The following is a 15,795-nucleotide window of genomic DNA, read 5'->3' on the forward strand; positions in this document are numbered from 1 at the left end:
TTACGAGCGATAACGATCGCAACCATCACTCGACTTGTTTTATTTATTTCCCACGCCGACGCTAACGCTGCGGCGACTGCATGACTGTTTCAACAGGCTCGGCCGCCGCGGACGCAGGGGCCGCCGGCCCACCACCGGGCCATTTGAGAAGAGCTTCTTTGTACTGAGTCATAAAGCGAGCCAAACCGGAACCGACAAGGTCTTCCATTTTGGCAATCTTAATATTGACGTTGGCCACCAGGATCATCAGCGGAATCGCGATCGCCAAACCACATGCGGTGGTTCGCAGTGCGACATTGATGTCTCCGGCCAACAACGAAGGCTCGACGGATTCGGACGTTGCCAATGTCTTAAACGCTCCCATCATCCCGAACACCGTTCCGAACAACCCAATCATCGGAGCCGACTTGATCACCGTGCTGACCCATGACAGCCGGTATTCCAGATCGCTCATAACGTCACGCTGAAAACGGTCCAAAACGAATTGGCGTGCCCGTTTGTAGCCCAGTTCGCGGTGGTGCATTGCCATCTCGATAATCTGCGGAATCGCGCGATTATCGCCTTCACAATACTCTGCGATTCCTTCGAAATCCCCACCGCTGAGCATTTGTTCGACATCGTCCATGAAGACATCTTGCTCATCTTCGCTCTTGAACCGCTTCTGGTTCACTCGCGCCCAAACCACGGTGGCACAGTAAAGTCCCCACAAAGCGGCTCCCGCAAGGGCAGCATACGTCGCTTGCGAGATGATATCGAAGATAGATATTTCAGCGAAAAGCATCGAGGATCTCGTCCTTCGGTGGATCAGTAGAAAAGGGTTAAAGCAGCCGTCCCCATAGAGGTTCACTCAAAGAGGATGGCAATTCCAGCTTTATCCTAACGAATCCACCGATTTTTGGCGCGATTGCAACGAGCAAAACGGATCGAAAAAGTGACAACCGTTCCGCATAGCCGCGCAAAACGCAATTTCCCTGCCCGCATCGGCCTGCAAACAGATGTTGCTTCCCAGCGAAAAGGTGGTGATTCGCAATTCCACTGCACCCCTTCACGCTCTGACGAGCGTAGCAACGAAGCGTGAATGGTACACGCGCCCCCCACTGGCAAACGCGTTACTCGGATGCTTCGTACTTAGAGTCTCGGTACCGCTGAGACGCGACTTGCCAAACCAGATCGCCAGCGGAACGTTCGAGCGAAAACACCGTTCGCCGCACGCTTTGCAATGTTTCGCGTCCGTTGCGATTGGCATAGGCCAGTTCGATTGCCAACAATTGACGCTCCAATTCCGCCGGGATGAACATCATTTCCACTCGCCCTGCTGCCAGATTGATTCCAGCTTGTCGGATCAACTCGCGGTCCCACTGCTTCAACGGACTCGAATCGGTATAGCGAAAATAAATCCGCTGCTCCGCCGAACTCGCCGACAGATGCCGGCGTTTGGGCCCCCCGGAATGCGACAGATCATATGCGTAATCCACCCCCGATTGCCCTCCGCCAACGACTCCCAACTCGATCGCAAAATGGTCGAGCTTGACTGCATAATCCGCTATATCGTTGGCGGCAAAGACCAATTGCCAGCGCTGTGCCGGTGGTACAAGCGAGCTTGAACCCGAATCAGGCCCCGCAGAGCGGCCGTCCGCGCCACGCTCCGCAGCATCGCCGCTTTGACCATTGGGCGAACTCGATAGCGCAGCCACCTCGGCGGCCGACTGGGCAACCTGATCCAGCGACTTCTCGACGGGCAGATCCTCAAGGCCCGCGACCTCTTCATCCAGCGGGACGACAAAACCCGAGACTGCCCCTGCCTTACTACCCGCAGAAACCCACTGGGCCGGTGGAACCGGGTTAACTTTCACCTTCTCTTCACTGCGGAAAACCCACAGCAGAAACAGCACGCTGACGGTGCTTGCCACCAGCACCAGCAGGGCAACTAGAAGCGAAGAAATGGAATCAAACCACGTCGTCCGCATCGCAGAGCGGGAAGGTTTTCCCCACCGCGATGGAGCGGACGATTGCCTCGCCCTGACGGATAGCCTCGACCCAACGGAATCTGCGGAGCTTGCCACCATCAAATTTCCTCTGCGATTTAGCTACTTGCGTGGTTTTCGGTAGCGTTGATCAATCACTTCGAACTTGTACGAATTTCCATCCGCCGTGCTTTCAAAAATCGTTTTGGCGATTTCGGTCACCGAGGGATGCCCCTTCGCAGTCGCGTACTCCAGTTCGATATGCGCCAACTGGTTTTCAAGGTTGGTCGGAATGAACTTCATCATTTGCCGATTTGCCAATTGGACGCCAGCCTTTTGCAGCAATTGGCGGTCAAACTGCATCAATGGGCTGGGCGAGGTCCACATGAAATACAATCGTTTTTCGCTTTTCGTATCGACGATTCGCCGCGATTTCGGGCTTCCAGCCAAATTATTGGCGACATCGACCCCCTGGATTGAGCCACCGATAGCCCCCAGTTCGATCTCGTAGAAATCGAGCTGGGCGGCATAATCCCCCAGCGCCTTCGCGGTGAAATTGAGCTGCCAACGCTCAAAACGCGGAACAATATCTTCGCCTTCGCCCTCGGGGCCCGGCGGACGGCTATCCCCTTTGCCGGTGCCGGTGGTCGAAGCGGTCGCATTGGTATTCATCGTGTCGAGTGTCGCCGCGACGTTGCTGACCGCATCGGTCACCGCTTCGATGGTGTCCTGCAGCGTCGGCTCCATCAATTCCTCGACCTCCTCGGCTCCCGGCGGCTCGAAGTCTCGTTCGAAGCCCTCGGCATTTTCCCCACGCCCGGCCGGATTTTCGATGATCGGCTTGATCGCTTGCGGCGGAAACGACATCCGGCTGGTCAACCAAACGATGAACAACATCAGCACAAAGGTGCCAATAAAGAGGATCAACGCGGTAAACAGCGAGGTGACCAGATCAAATTTACTGGTGCGAAGCTTCTCGCGTTCGAGACGACGCTCCTCGCGCAGCTCCTCTAACGAGGGCGATTGTGAATGATGATCAGCGACAGCGGACGACATCGTTTACCTACACGACAGAAGCAAAAACAAGAAATTCACGCGAATCGATAGACGAAAAGCCTATCTCTAAGACGAGTCGGTTACAAATCGTAATCGATAAAAACGTAACCGGGATTAAACTTTCGGTACCATTCTCGCCATTGCATCTGAGCCTGCGTGACCTCCGACTTATTTGGCTTGTCCGGCATCCCGAACCCCTCAAAACGCCGACTGATGAACCGTAACCCATCGCGAGCATAACGGGGAACCGACGGATCGGGATCACTCAGCGCAAAGATCAGCGTCGGCACGACTCTCATCTCATCACTTTGGCCGAGCAAGCGAGCGGCGACACGGCGTGCCTGCCATGACCGGCTGCCGCGAACGAGCCGTTCGAGCCGATCGATTTGAGCGGCACGTTTCTTTGGATCGGGGTCCAATTTCAGGTCTTCAGGGATCGATTTCCCTTCGAGCCCCCCGCCCTCATCGTCACTAAGCATATCAAGCAGATCGTTGACCTCGTTTGCCGGTGCGCTGCCCTTGATCTGAGTCCCTTCGACCTTGATCGCAGTGGTATCCTCGGGCAACCCCCAGCCACCCTGAGTCGCGCCGGAACTAGCCTGTTCGATCGCCTTTTGCGTGCTGCGGCTTAAGAACAGGAGCGCTAACGAAGTCGAAATCGGAGCAGCCGAATACATAATCCCGGGGGGCCACCCCCCACGGTTCTCTTCTTTTGACTTCAAAAATTCGACACCCTCGTTGTACCAGGCCGGACTCGGATTTTTCTCTAACTTCAGAGCGATCTCGCGAAAACTTTCATAGCGTTCGATGGTGTAGATGTTGTAATAAGGCCAATCCGCCCCGAGCTTTTTGTTCGCCGCCAACCAACGCTCACACTCTTCGATGGATGACAGAATGGGCTCCACAGGAAGCTGCGGACGTTTGGCACTGATGTTTTCAAAGCCTTCCTTAAAAAGCCCCACAGCCTTTGGAAGCCCTGTGATTCCAGAGCCATCCTCCTCCGGCCCGCCGCCCCAAAGCCGCAACGCGTCTCCTCCGATCAGAAGTGCGCTCGCACCTGCATACGTCATCGCAACCTTAATATTCTGCTGCTTTACGCGTTTACCGCTGCCTGGATCAATTCCTTTGTAAGGCCACCCTCCGCTGGGATCCTGCACCCGCATCAACCAATTGATGGTAGCCGCAACCCCCTCGTAATCCACGACCAAGCCAGCACGATCGAGTGTCCAAATTGCCAGCATTGCGTACTGCGTCTGTGAGACATCGCCCTGCTGATCTCCCGGGTAACCGTAGCCGCCATTGCGAAACTGAACTCGGCGAAAATACTTCTCAAGCTGCTCCAATTCATTGCGATATTTGATCCGATCGACCTCCGCCAAGAGCAACGTCGAAACGGCCGCCACGTAGACCGACTTGCTTTCGTGTCCGCCGTTATCGCGGCCCGACGCAGCCCGGACGAACGACAATGCCGAGCGAATTCCCTGCTGCACAACCGGATTCTGCGGGTCATGCCTCATTTTCATATGGGCATACCCCGCCAACGCGTGCTCTCCATACCCGCCCGAATAAAAGACATTCAGGGGGTACTTCGTTTGGGCCTTTAAGTTCGCTTCGAGGTACCGAATTCCACCGTCGACCATCTTCAGAACAACGGGATCTTCCGACGTGTACGCATTAACATCCCGACTATTGAAACACGAAACGGTCAAAAGCGAGACAAGAAAAAGCAGCAAAACGTGGGGCTTTGTAGCCATGACAGCGATATTCTTGGAAAAGAGTTAATGTAACACCGATCGCAAAACCGACGTCATTTACGGTGAAAAGCCATTTTAGAAGCAAAAAGAAGTTTACTTCAAATAAAGATATTTCATCATACCCTTGCGTGACACCCAAGGTAGATATTAACCTCTTGGAAATTCGCGGTTTCAACTTTTTGAAACGCGAACGGTCAGATAGCTCAGTTGGTAGAGCACGGCCCTGAAAAGGCCGGTGTCGGCGGTTCGAGCCCGCCTCTGACCACTTCTTTTCTTCAGTCGCCTCGCTGGCGATTTGCCCCGCGATTTCACACCGCCTAGCGGCCTAGAGTCTCTGTACACGAGTCTTTGTAGCGGCCGCCAAGATTTTTAGATGCAATACGGTGGCAACAACTAAAATCAGCCACCGCTGAACAAATTGCGTCCCTGGGCCATAACCATGAGACATGGCCAACATAAAGACAGGCCAACATAAAGACGGGCCAATGCCGAGCAACATCACCTGAACACCCACACAGTGTGAACTGCACCCTCGCCTCGAATCCGCCTGACCCCCTGGGACGCAAACGCTCGAAATGAAAGTTTGGATCGACGGCAGCGCATTCGAAAACCCTCGCCAACTCGGGATCTGGCGGGTTTTTTACGAAATCATGTCGCGGACCAGCCGCGACGTCGACTACACGCTTTGGCTACGGTCCAAACCGTTACAACCGATCCCCGCTGGCGTTCGTGTCTACCGAGACCTGGGCCGCTCGGAAATACCTCGACACCGCCTTCCGGCTCGCCTACGACGGCGATTCACGCTCCGGCGCGACCCAGTAGAACTCGCTCGCGCCGATCTCTTCCACCCCACCGGGCTAACCCTTCCAATCGAACGCCATACAAAATGCGTCGCCACCCTCCATGACATGATCGCCGAATCGCACTTCCCGATCGGAATACGAGAGCTACAAGAAGCCATTCCGATCAAGCAAGCGACACTCCAGCGTGCCAAGCTTTTAGTTTGCGTTTCCCATACCACGGCATCCGAATTATCGCGGTTTTACCCGGAGCTGAAACACAAGACGCGAGTCATTCATCACGGGGCGGAGCACCTACTATCAACGGGCTCCATGTCATCAACCTCCGCCGACTCGGCAAAGAATGCGCTCTACATCGGCCAGCGAACGGGCTACAAGAATTTCCATTGCCTGCTCGACGCGATGCAGACTCCTCAGTGGCCTTCCGATGTGCAACTAAACGTGGTGGGGCCAAAGTTTTCGAGCGCAGAAACACTGCTCATCCGCAGCTTGAACCTCTCGAACCGAATTCGCAACCTTGGCCATTTATCCACCGAGCAACTGAGAAACGAATACCGTATGGCTCGCTGCCTCGTATTCCCGAGCTTCCAAGAAGGCTTTGGCCTTCCTTGCCTGGAGGCTCAATCACTCGAGTGCCCGCTTGTCTGTAGCGACATCGCGGTTTTCCATGAAGTCGCGGGCGAGGCGGCACTCTTTTTCGACCCCCGCTTGGGCGAACAGCTCGCAGAGCAAGTCAACCACATCGGTGACCCCGTGGTGCGAAAACGACTGATCGACAACGGGCGAGAAAACGTCCGCCGATTCAGCTGGGACAACGCAGCAACCCAGATACTCGACGTCTACCAACAAGCAACATCAGAACCCTGACCCACTGAATTTCGCCGAACAATTACACCCAACCAATCACCCCCAATTGCGGCATACCAATCCAGCCTCGACACGGCGTTAGCTATACGGCAAAGCCGCAGCGAACTAGACTACAACGAAACGTTTTCGCTCAGTGGAACCGCCCCATTGCTGACCACCACCGAACATGCATGAGCCCCGCACTACTCACAGACTGATCGCAACATGTCGGCGAAAGCAACTTCCGAGCCCGACCGCCTCCACTACAGAACGACCATCCTGCCGTCATCAGGTTGGTCACTACCAGATTTCCATGAGCTAATTCGCTACCGAGACCTTCTAAAGATTCTAACGGCCCGAAACATCTCTCTGATCTACCGGCAAAGCATCCTCGGAGTAGGCTGGGCAATTGTTCGTCCGCTGATCACCACGATCATCTTCTCACTGATCTTTGGGCATTTCGCGGGTTTTGATCAAACTCAAAAGGTTGCGTATCCCATCTTTATCCTGACGGGACTCGTACTGTGGAATTTCTTTGCCTCTTCGTTAGCCAATGCATCTGAAAGCGTTGTCTCTCAGTCGCACATCCTGACAAAGATTTACTTTCCACGTCTGATCCTGCCGTTGTCCGCACTAGGCGTTGCCGTGGTCGATTTTTTGATCCAATTCGCCATCCTAGTGGTGTTGATGGTCATCTATGGCGTAGCGGTGTCGACCTACGCCCCCGTTGCCATCCTGTTTTTAATTGCCTCGAGCCTTGTCTCATTTTCAATGAGCGTATGGTTGACGGCGCTGAACGTGCGATTCCGTGACATCAAACACACCGTACCGTTCCTGATTCAGACGCTACTCTATTTAACCCCCGTAATTTATCCTGTTGAAATCGTCCCCCAACGCTGGCAATGGCTACTCCACTTAAATCCGATGTTTAGTGTTGTACAAGGGTTTCGCTGGTCGCTATTGGGCACCGAGCCTCCGAATTGGACATGGTTTTCGGTTTCGATGCTGTTGACCACTTTCCTACTGCTGACCGGCCTAGTGTTTTTCCGAAGAACGGAATCTACATTTGCGGACATCGTCTAACCCGGATAGCCCCCCCCTTTTTTTCCCAACGAAGACGATAGAGCTCGCCCAGCACGATGTTATGAATGAACCTGCCGTCCATGTCGAAAACCTTTCAAAGCGATACCAACTCGGGCTAACCCATGCGGACTCGTTGACAGATTTAGCTGCAGGCTTGACTCGCAAACTCAAATCGATTCTTCCGGGGCGGCGGCACACCGACCGGCCAACGGACGCCCCCCCCAAGCAAAACGAATTCTGGGCCGTACGCGATGTCAACTTTGATGTTCAGCCCGGCGAGGTTTTTGGAATCATCGGCCGCAACGGTGCCGGCAAGAGCACGCTGCTGAAACTGATTTCACGCGTCACCAGTCCCACCACTGGCAGGATTGACCTGAATGGACGAGTCGCCAGCCTATTGGAAGTTGGCACGGGATTTCACCCCGACTTAACGGGTCGTGAAAACATCTACATGAACGCGACGCTACTGGGAATGACGCGGCGAGAAGTCAACCAAAAGTTTGATGAAATCATTGAATTCGCAGGCGTTGGCAAGTTCCTTGAAACGCAGGTCAAACGTTACTCATCGGGGATGAGAGTTCGGCTCGGCTTTGCGGTCGCCGCACATCTTGAACCCGAGATCCTGATTGTTGACGAAGTCTTGACGGTGGGTGATGCCGAATTTCAAAACAAGTGCCTCGGCAAAATGAAAAGCGTGGCCACGGGCGGACGCACGGTGCTGTTCGTCAGCCACAACATGGGCGCGATACGGAGCCTATGCTCTCGCGCCTGCCTGATGGAGCAGGGGCGTACGGCTAAGATCGGCGAAATCAATGACGTCATCGGGCACTACTTACAACAGCAAGGGGACCAGATTGGGGCGGTTAGAAACTGGCCCGACGGAACAACCATCGACATCGGAGGCACTCCCTGCCTGCGGCCGCTTCGCTTTGCAACCTACACCTCCAATACCGAACCAACTGCGGTATTTTCGACTGACCAAGCCATCGAATTGCGGTTTGACTTTGAACTACTGCGTCCCATGGCCGGTCTTCGTGTTGGCGTACTTGTTCGCAACGCAGACAATGTCACGCTGTTTGGCTCGAACACCACTTTGGCGGAAGACCTCCGCTGCAAGAAGCTTCAGGCTTCCTGCACTGTCCCCGGAAACCTACTCAACCGAGGCACCTACACCGTCGACTTAGGAGTGGACTGCGTGCCGATCCACATCGAAGCCTTCCAAGACGAAGAATGCATCCGATTCGATGTATCGGATGTCGAGGGACACGGCATCACCGCGGAACCGTTGCCGGGCGTGGTACGCCCCAAACTGAAGTGGACCGTCGAAGAACGGGCTGGCTTCTGACCCAGCCAACCCTTTTTCGACAAATCCATAAAGGCATCTTTGTGACATCTCTACCATCGCCACCGTTCACTCATGCACAGGATCGCAAACTGCGCGTCCTGTACGACTTGTCGGTGATGGGAGCTGCGAGAGTCACCAACAAAAGCAGAACCGGGGTCTTTCGCGTGGTCGAGCAAGTAGCCAAATACCTGCTTAGCCGGCAAGACATTGACATCCACTGGACCGCCTACGGCAACATCAACCATCTTGATGACGTCATCGAAATTGCCAAAACCGACCCCGAGTTTCACCGCGACGTCATCGCGATGCCATTTGCCCGGCACACAGTCGAGACCCTTTCGAAACCGATTCGCTACCTCGCCTCGACTCATGCATACCCTTTGGTCCGTCCCGCCCTCCCCTTGATCGAACGCTTGCGCAGGCAAACGACGTTTAACTCGAAACTTGCCAATGGATTCGATATTCTGCACAGCCCATTTAATGCTTTACCCGACCTTCCCTCTAAACGCTCCCTGACTCGATTCTTAACCGTTTACGACCTGATCGCCATCAAATTCCCCCACTTCTTTGAACCTGACGCGTGTGAACGCTTCCAACACACCATCAATGCGATTCGCAGCGAAGATTGGGTTCTGTGCATTTCGGAATGGACACGAAACGACCTGCTTAACTACCGCCCTGATTTAGACCCCGAACATGTCCGGGTGACGCCACTGGCCGCCGCAAACAGCTTCTCGCGTTGCCACGATGCCGAGCAAATCGAAGCAACCAAACGCACGTTGGGAATCCCCCAACAAGCTCGATACTTTTTGAGCGTCAGCACTCTCGAGCCACGAAAAAACCTACGACACCTCGTCTCTGTCTTTCAGCAAGTCCACCGTGAACTCGATGACCAAACGTACCTTGTCCTCGTGGGCACGAAAGGCTGGCACATCGAAGAATTCCTAAACGACATCGCCGCCGACACGTTAGGAAAAATCATTGTCACCGGCTATGTGGACGATGCCCAACTCGCTCCGCTTTACAGCGGAGCGATGGCATTCGTATACCCCTCGATCTACGAAGGCTTTGGCTTACCGCCGCTTGAAGCGATGCAGTGTGGCACCCCGGTGATCACCTCGGACAACTCGTCGCTTCCCGAAGTCGTCGGAGACGCGGGAATTCTCGTTCCGGCGGAATCGACAGAGCGCCTGGCGAACGCGCTAATTCAACTTTTTCACGACGCTGACCTGCGGGATCGCCTGAGCGAAAAAGGGATCGCCCGAGCAGAAAAGTTTACCTGGCAACGATGCGGCGAATTAACCGCCCAGGCCTACAACGACGCCATCAAAAACCGTTAGTCATGAAACCCGAAGTGCAACGGAACGGCCTGAAAAATCACTCAAACAACATGCTCTCCCGTTACGTGACCCTGTTAAACAAGCCGACACCCCCATTTGAATGTCGCGTGATCTCGCAATGAAACTTCGTGTCCTTTTTGACATCTCCGTCCTAGGAGCCGCTCATGCACATCCCCAATCACGCACGGGAGTGTTTCGCTACGTCGATCGCCTCGCTCGTTTTCTGATCGAACAACCCGATATCGATCTCCGCTGGACCCCCTATGGCAACACGGATCATACATGGGATGTGCTCGAGGCTCTCCACAGTGACCCGACGCTCCAACGACCGATTACTGCATCCCTGACCAAGCGACGATGTGTCGACTTCGTTGCACGCCCCGTCCATTACCTCGCCTCGACGCATGCATACCCTCTGGTACGCCCCCTCATCGAGCCGTGCAAAAAGATGCAACAACGTGCAACTTTTTCACAACACAACCTGAAAAACGCAGACATCATCCATAGCCCGTTTCACTCCTTTCCAACGCTCGATTACTCGCAACCGCGGCCTGTTCGATTTCTAACGGTACATGACTTGATTCCGCTTAAATTCCCCGAACTGTTTGATCCCGCCATTGCGCTGACCCAGCAACAAACCTTGGCGCAATTAACGAGGCGTGACTGGATCATCTGCAACTCACAAAACACTCGTAACGATCTGCTCGATTTCTGCGACACCGTGAACCCCGATCACGTTGTGGTGACCCCGTTGGCGGCCGCCGCACACTTCACACGCTGCACCGACGCCCATCAAATCGAGCACGTCCGCAGAAAACTGAATATCCCTCGTGATGCCAAATACTTCCTCAGTGTCTGCACCCTCGAACCACGAAAAAACCTTCGGCATCTGGTTTCTGTCTTTGAACAAACCCTCAACCAACTCGACAAAGACACCTACCTCGTATTAGTAGGAGCCAAGGGCTGGAAAATCGACTCGCTGATCCAATACCTTGCGAAATCGGGGAACCAGAACATCCTGACACCGGGAAAAGTAGACGAAGAAGACTTGGCTCCGTTGTATAGCGACGCGATCGCATTCGTTTATCCGTCGCTCTACGAAGGCTTTGGGCTTCCTCCGCTAGAAGCAATGCAGTGCGGCACTCCGGTCATCTGCTCGGATAACTCGTCGCTGCCCGAGGTGGTTGGCGATGCCGGCATCCTGGTGGATGCCGAGCAACCTGTCCAACTGGGCGATGCCATGACACGAATTTACGCCGACCATCAATTGCGGCGTTCTCTATCCGCTGCGGGCATGGAACGGGCACAACGCTTTAGTTGGCAACAGTGTGGCCAGATGACAGTAAATGCCTATCAACGTGCGATCGAGTCGATAGAATAGCCCGATCCCTTTCGCGACCTCGATGCAAGATGCCCCTTGGTGAAACGATCATGAGAAATATTCTCGGAAAAATTGCAATTCGCCTGCCAGGACTGCGGCACCAAATCCTGATCTACGAGGCACTCCGCGAAATCTCAGGAGTCCTACAGGACATTCGCCAGGAGGTTGCATCGTTGCGAAAAACCGAAGCCATTCGCTCCATTGAAAACGAATGGTCCTCGAATGAGCGTTTTCGAGATCCCAAACGTCTGCTGAGTTTTGCAGCCCAAGTCAACTCACAGAACGGCGAAGACGGAATGATCGCGGAAATCTTTCGGCGAATTGGCAGCGAATCGAAATGCTTTGTCGAGATCGGACTGCAGGACGGCCGCGAGAGCAACACCGCATTCTTAATCGCCTGCGGATGGACCGGCTACTGGATCGATGGCGGTACCGCGATGAAACAAACCATCGAGCATCGCGATGACATCACCGCCAATGACTTAAAAACAATCACCGCGATGGTAACGCGAGAGAACGTGACGGAGGTGTTCGCCGACGCTGGCATCCCAACCGAATTCGACTTTCTGTCACTCGACATTGACCAAAACACCTACCATGTGTGGGAGGGGCTTGCAACATATCGGCCGCGTGTGGTTGCAATCGAATACAACGCAACCGTCCCCCCCTACATCGACTGGAAAGCGAACTACTCGCCAACAAGGTCATGGGACGGAACGCAAAATTACGGCGCGAGTTTGAAGGCGCTCGAATTACTTGGACATCAGCAAGGATATCGACTGGTGGGGTGCGACTTTACTGGAACCAACGCGTTCTTCGTCCGCGAAGACCTCGTAGGTGACCACTTCCTAGCTCCCTACACCGCAGAAAATCATTACGAACCCTCACGCTACCCACTCATTCACCACAGGTCTCATCGCCGAGAAATTCTTGACCGGCCTGCGAATTGATTCGGTTACAACATGAGTGAACTTCGCCCAAACAACGATTCCCATTGCTACCCGTCATACTGGCGATGCTTTCTCAGCTGCTTCCTGCTGTCTGCTGCGGTCCTTACCGTCACTGGATTCCAACACTACTTTGTCATTCATCTGTTCGAAGATGGTGATTTCGCGGCCAACAGCCTTCAAATCGCAGACGCAATGACGCTGCATGAGATCTACGGCAACTACTCACGGTGGGAATTCTCTCACCCCGGGCCAGCGTTCTTTTATGTTTATGCAATCGGTCAGCTCATTTTCCATTACACGATTGGCATCTGTCCTCAGGAACACAATGCACAGCTGTTTTCGGGAATGTTGTTCCAGACAGCATTCTGGTCACTCGCGATTAGCGTGATCTACACCCATGCACGGCGATGGAAACCGGTCTTGATCATCGCCAGCCTAAGCTTCATTCATTTTCAACTTTGCGAGCAAGCATTCATTAGCATCTGGCCACCTCATCAATTGCTTATGCCATTCGCTTGCTTGCTACTGTCAACCGCATCGATTGTGGCAGGAAGTCGACAATGGCTATGGCTATTTGTTCTTTCTGCGTGCTTTTGTGTTCACGGACATGTAGCACAGCCGCTTTTTGTTCTTCCCCTAACGGCCGTCGCGATTGCCGCCGTCATTTATTGGCAGCGTCAGACTCCCTCGCCAACAAAAGCAACCTATTGGACTCGAGTCCGTGATGCATTGTGGCAAAGAGACGTCGGCGGGAGCGTCTTAATTACGATTCCCTTTCTTATCCCCTTATTTGCCGACTGGCTGAAATTACGCGACAGCAATCTCGCTCGCATTCTCTCGCACATTCGCTCTCACAATGAACCGGACCACTCCCTCGAACAATCACTAAACTACTACTTGCAATTCTATCGATACTGGGATTTTCACGACGCACCTGAATCCGATGAGCTTCGCGATCTACTGAGTTCATTCCCGTGGATTTATAGCGGCTGGTCGGCCGTCATGCTGTTGACGCTAGCGGGGCTAGGCTTGGCATGGAAACGTCGAACCATGCCGCTTCGATGGTTGTGGTGGACCAGCAGCTTGCTATTGATTTCCATCCTTGCCCAAATCCTGACGCTCAAGTGGGGATGCATGATGGATGGCGAAATGTTCGCATTCAACGCGTTCATTAATTATGCATTGGTCTTTCTCAACATTTGCCTATTCACAGGCGTTTTGCAATGTTTTCTGAACCAAACGACGCAGTGGATCGTGGCGATCGTCTGCTGCGTCGCCTTGCTAGTCGTGGCCGCCAAACCAATTCACAATGACCGCTGGATCTCGGACACCGGCTATCGCCCGATGCAGGGCCGCGATCTGTATTTGCAAAACGGCCAAGTGCAATTGCCTGTCGACAGTTGGATCTATTTCCAATCGCCGCACCCTTCGAACGACTGGATTCTGATGACGGGGCAAGCCAATCAGTGGCGGAAAGACCAACTCAAAGTTGTGGTACCCGACAACCTAAGCATCTTTTTTGGCAACGAACGCACGATTCAACATTTTCTCGATCGAGATGAACCACATCGACTGACGAATATTGAAGTAGCCCCAGAGCCACAAGTGGATTCGCCCCATACATTCGACGGTCGCTTTAAGCAGACATCTCCTGTCGACATCAACGACGGTGTGTACACCATTCCACTGGAAACGCTGGCATCACAACATTCAGGAGCGTCGGTGCAAACGGATCTTGAGACAGGGAAGTTCGTGCAAATGGGCGGCGCCCCGATGGTAGTGGTGATCCCCCTTCGCCCCACACAACAGGTGACGACGCTGAAGGTCGAACTGAGCCCTCCCACGGAAGATTCGTTTTGGCTCACTCTTGACGTCGGAGAGACAGAGGTGGCACACAAACTTATCAAGCAACGCCATACACTGAATTTCTCACTTCAACCCGAATGGGTGAACAAGTCGATATCGGATTACGGATCTCTGGTCATTCGCATCCAACTTAGCACCCAATCCACTCCTTCCACATGGCTTTCCAAACGGGCAACGATGGGATTTCGGATCCACCATTTTTCATTAAGCGCGGATTAGCGATTCCTCACATGCGTGCTTGCCACTCTGACAACTTCCTCCGTCGATGTTATTTCCACTGTGAATCTACCTCCAACAAATCATCATGGCTGGCCTTGGGAGTCGAGCATCGAGCGTAAAGCACCTCTCCACGCCAGCGACCTTCCCCGCATTACCGTTGTCACGCCGAGTTACAACCAGGGTGATTTTCTGGAGCAAACGATCCGTTCGGTACTGCTTCAAGATTATCCGAATCTGCAATACATCGTTGTCGATGGGGGCAGCACCGACCAAAGTCACGCCATTCTGGATAAGTACAACGAACATCTCTCGGTGGTCATTCGTGAACCCGATGAGGGACAATCCGATGCAATCGCAAAAGGGCTTGCACTCGCCGACGGCGAATTCTTTAACTGGATCAACTCCGATGACCTGCTGATGCCCGGCACGCTTTGGGAACTTGCCTCACGCTGCCGTCCCAAAGTGGATCTGTACACCTTCTCGGTCGAAGTGTTCGGCGACGATGTGAAATCGTACCTGATGCACAACCATAACTTGTCCGCCACGGCGATGTTGCGAGCGGATCGCTACTCCTTTAGCCAACCCGGACTTTGGTTTCGCACAAAGTATATTCAAGATTGCGGCGGGATTGACCGTAACTTGAACTATGGCTTTGACTGGGACCTGCTGGTTCGTTATCTCGCCGATAATCCCAACGTGCATTACTCGACCAGTGTCGGCGCCCGTTTTCGGCTTCATGCGGAATCTAAAACGGTCGTCGAGTTTGCCAAGCAGGATGAAGCGGCCAATCGTTTCCTGCAAGAATCCGAGCGGATCCGTGATAAATTGGAAGCCTCGCTTGGCACCTCGTTGGCCAACGCGTCGCGATTGGGACGATTGCGAGTCCCCTGGAATGATTGGCTCGTCGAAAAACTTGACGATCGAGATTCGTCCCCTGTGGTTGCTGCCAGCACCATTGGGTGGCGTGCCATCAAGCAGCCACACGTGACATTTACCTGGCGAACGGCGGGAACGATCCTCCGACTGTTGTCACGCTACGTTCGTCCAAAGTCTTCGATCGGACAACGCAATACGCCACGCCACTAAGAACGGGCGAGTGTTATCCAGAGTCTCAGCTAACGCAGCGCTCGAAATCACAAAATCACATCGTCACAAAATTTGTTACGATACCGCTCGCGGTGCGCTACATTG

The 15,795-nt window shown here is 53.8% G+C and carries 12 protein-coding genes and 1 tRNA gene; 9 read left to right on the forward strand and 4 right to left on the reverse strand.

The window, feature by feature from the left end; all coding sequences use genetic code 11:
• Positions 1-61 precede the first annotated feature (61 nt).
• From ABD971_RS07580 to ABD971_RS07595, 4 genes are all read right to left on the reverse strand, one after another.
• On the reverse strand, positions 62-781 hold the full coding sequence (locus tag ABD971_RS07580; protein WP_339939379.1) for a MotA/TolQ/ExbB proton channel family protein: 720 nt from the start codon (positions 779-781) through the stop codon (positions 62-64).
• 328 nt (positions 782-1,109) lie between these two features.
• Entirely contained in the window at positions 1,110-1,967 is an 858-nt protein-coding gene (locus tag ABD971_RS07585) for a hypothetical protein (protein ID WP_345320850.1), read from the reverse strand.
• A 120-nt stretch (positions 1,968-2,087) separates the two neighbouring features.
• Positions 2,088-3,020 carry a hypothetical protein gene (locus ABD971_RS07590; protein WP_339939375.1) on the reverse strand — a complete coding sequence of 311 codons (933 nt, stop codon included), beginning with the start codon at positions 3,018-3,020 and terminating at the stop codon, positions 2,088-2,090.
• An 80-nt stretch (positions 3,021-3,100) separates the two neighbouring features.
• Positions 3,101-4,774, reverse strand: a complete 1,674-nt coding sequence (locus ABD971_RS07595) for a hypothetical protein (RefSeq protein WP_339939373.1) — start codon at positions 4,772-4,774, stop codon at positions 3,101-3,103.
• A gap of 192 nt (positions 4,775-4,966) precedes the next feature.
• Here ABD971_RS07595 and ABD971_RS07600 point away from each other — a divergent pair.
• From ABD971_RS07600 to ABD971_RS07640, 9 genes are all read left to right on the forward strand, one after another.
• Positions 4,967-5,039 (forward strand) — tRNA-Phe (locus ABD971_RS07600).
• Positions 5,040-5,349: 310 nt separating this feature from the next.
• Positions 5,350-6,441 (forward strand): glycosyltransferase family 4 protein, encoded by a 1,092-nt coding sequence (locus ABD971_RS07605; protein ID WP_345320852.1) that lies wholly within the window; start codon positions 5,350-5,352, stop codon positions 6,439-6,441.
• A 204-nt stretch (positions 6,442-6,645) separates the two neighbouring features.
• Positions 6,646-7,503 carry an ABC transporter permease gene (locus ABD971_RS07610; protein WP_345320854.1) on the forward strand — a complete coding sequence of 286 codons (858 nt, stop codon included), beginning with the start codon at positions 6,646-6,648 and terminating at the stop codon, positions 7,501-7,503.
• Positions 7,504-7,564: 61 nt separating this feature from the next.
• Entirely contained in the window at positions 7,565-8,848 is a 1,284-nt protein-coding gene (locus ABD971_RS07615) for an ABC transporter ATP-binding protein (RefSeq protein ID WP_339939367.1), read from the forward strand.
• Positions 8,849-8,889: 41 nt separating this feature from the next.
• A complete protein-coding gene (locus ABD971_RS07620; protein ID WP_345320856.1) occupies positions 8,890-10,188 on the forward strand; it encodes a glycosyltransferase family 4 protein in 1,299 nt (432 codons plus the stop codon).
• 118 nt (positions 10,189-10,306) lie between these two features.
• A complete protein-coding gene (locus ABD971_RS07625; RefSeq protein ID WP_345320858.1) occupies positions 10,307-11,569 on the forward strand; it encodes a glycosyltransferase family 4 protein in 1,263 nt (420 codons plus the stop codon).
• Positions 11,570-11,619: 50 nt separating this feature from the next.
• The gene (locus ABD971_RS07630; protein WP_345320860.1) at positions 11,620-12,519 is read left to right on the forward strand and encodes a hypothetical protein; all 900 of its coding nucleotides are present in this window, start codon (positions 11,620-11,622) and stop codon (positions 12,517-12,519) included.
• A 12-nt stretch (positions 12,520-12,531) separates the two neighbouring features.
• Entirely contained in the window at positions 12,532-14,604 is a 2,073-nt protein-coding gene (locus tag ABD971_RS07635) for a hypothetical protein (RefSeq protein WP_345320862.1), read from the forward strand.
• 60 nt (positions 14,605-14,664) lie between these two features.
• Positions 14,665-15,690, forward strand: coding sequence for a glycosyltransferase family 2 protein (locus ABD971_RS07640; RefSeq protein WP_345320864.1), 1,026 nt, complete (start codon positions 14,665-14,667; stop codon positions 15,688-15,690).
• Positions 15,691-15,795: the final 105 nt, after the last annotated feature.

The organism is Novipirellula rosea (genome assembly GCF_039541335.1).
GTDB lineage: Bacteria > Planctomycetota > Planctomycetia > Pirellulales > Pirellulaceae > Novipirellula > Novipirellula rosea.

What these genes read in the sequence shown, in the direction of transcription:
- ABD971_RS07580 (WP_339939379.1), bottom strand. Translation starts at nt 781, where the DNA reads ATGCTTTTCGCTGAAATATCTATCTTCGATATCATCTCGCAAGCGACG.
- ABD971_RS07585 (WP_345320850.1), bottom strand. Translation starts at nt 1,967, where the DNA reads ATGCGGACGACGTGGTTTGATTCCATTTCTTCGCTTCTAGTTGCCCTG.
- ABD971_RS07590 (WP_339939375.1), bottom strand. Translation starts at nt 3,020, where the DNA reads ATGTCGTCCGCTGTCGCTGATCATCATTCACAATCGCCCTCGTTAGAG.
- ABD971_RS07595 (WP_339939373.1), bottom strand. Translation starts at nt 4,774, where the DNA reads ATGGCTACAAAGCCCCACGTTTTGCTGCTTTTTCTTGTCTCGCTTTTG.
- ABD971_RS07605 (WP_345320852.1), top strand. Translation starts at nt 5,350, where the DNA reads ATGAAAGTTTGGATCGACGGCAGCGCATTCGAAAACCCTCGCCAACTC.
- ABD971_RS07610 (WP_345320854.1), top strand. Translation starts at nt 6,646, where the DNA reads ATGTCGGCGAAAGCAACTTCCGAGCCCGACCGCCTCCACTACAGAACG.
- ABD971_RS07615 (WP_339939367.1), top strand. Translation starts at nt 7,565, where the DNA reads ATGAATGAACCTGCCGTCCATGTCGAAAACCTTTCAAAGCGATACCAA.
- ABD971_RS07625 (WP_345320858.1), top strand. Translation starts at nt 10,307, where the DNA reads ATGAAACTTCGTGTCCTTTTTGACATCTCCGTCCTAGGAGCCGCTCAT.
- ABD971_RS07630 (WP_345320860.1), top strand. Translation starts at nt 11,620, where the DNA reads ATGAGAAATATTCTCGGAAAAATTGCAATTCGCCTGCCAGGACTGCGG.
- ABD971_RS07635 (WP_345320862.1), top strand. Translation starts at nt 12,532, where the DNA reads ATGAGTGAACTTCGCCCAAACAACGATTCCCATTGCTACCCGTCATAC.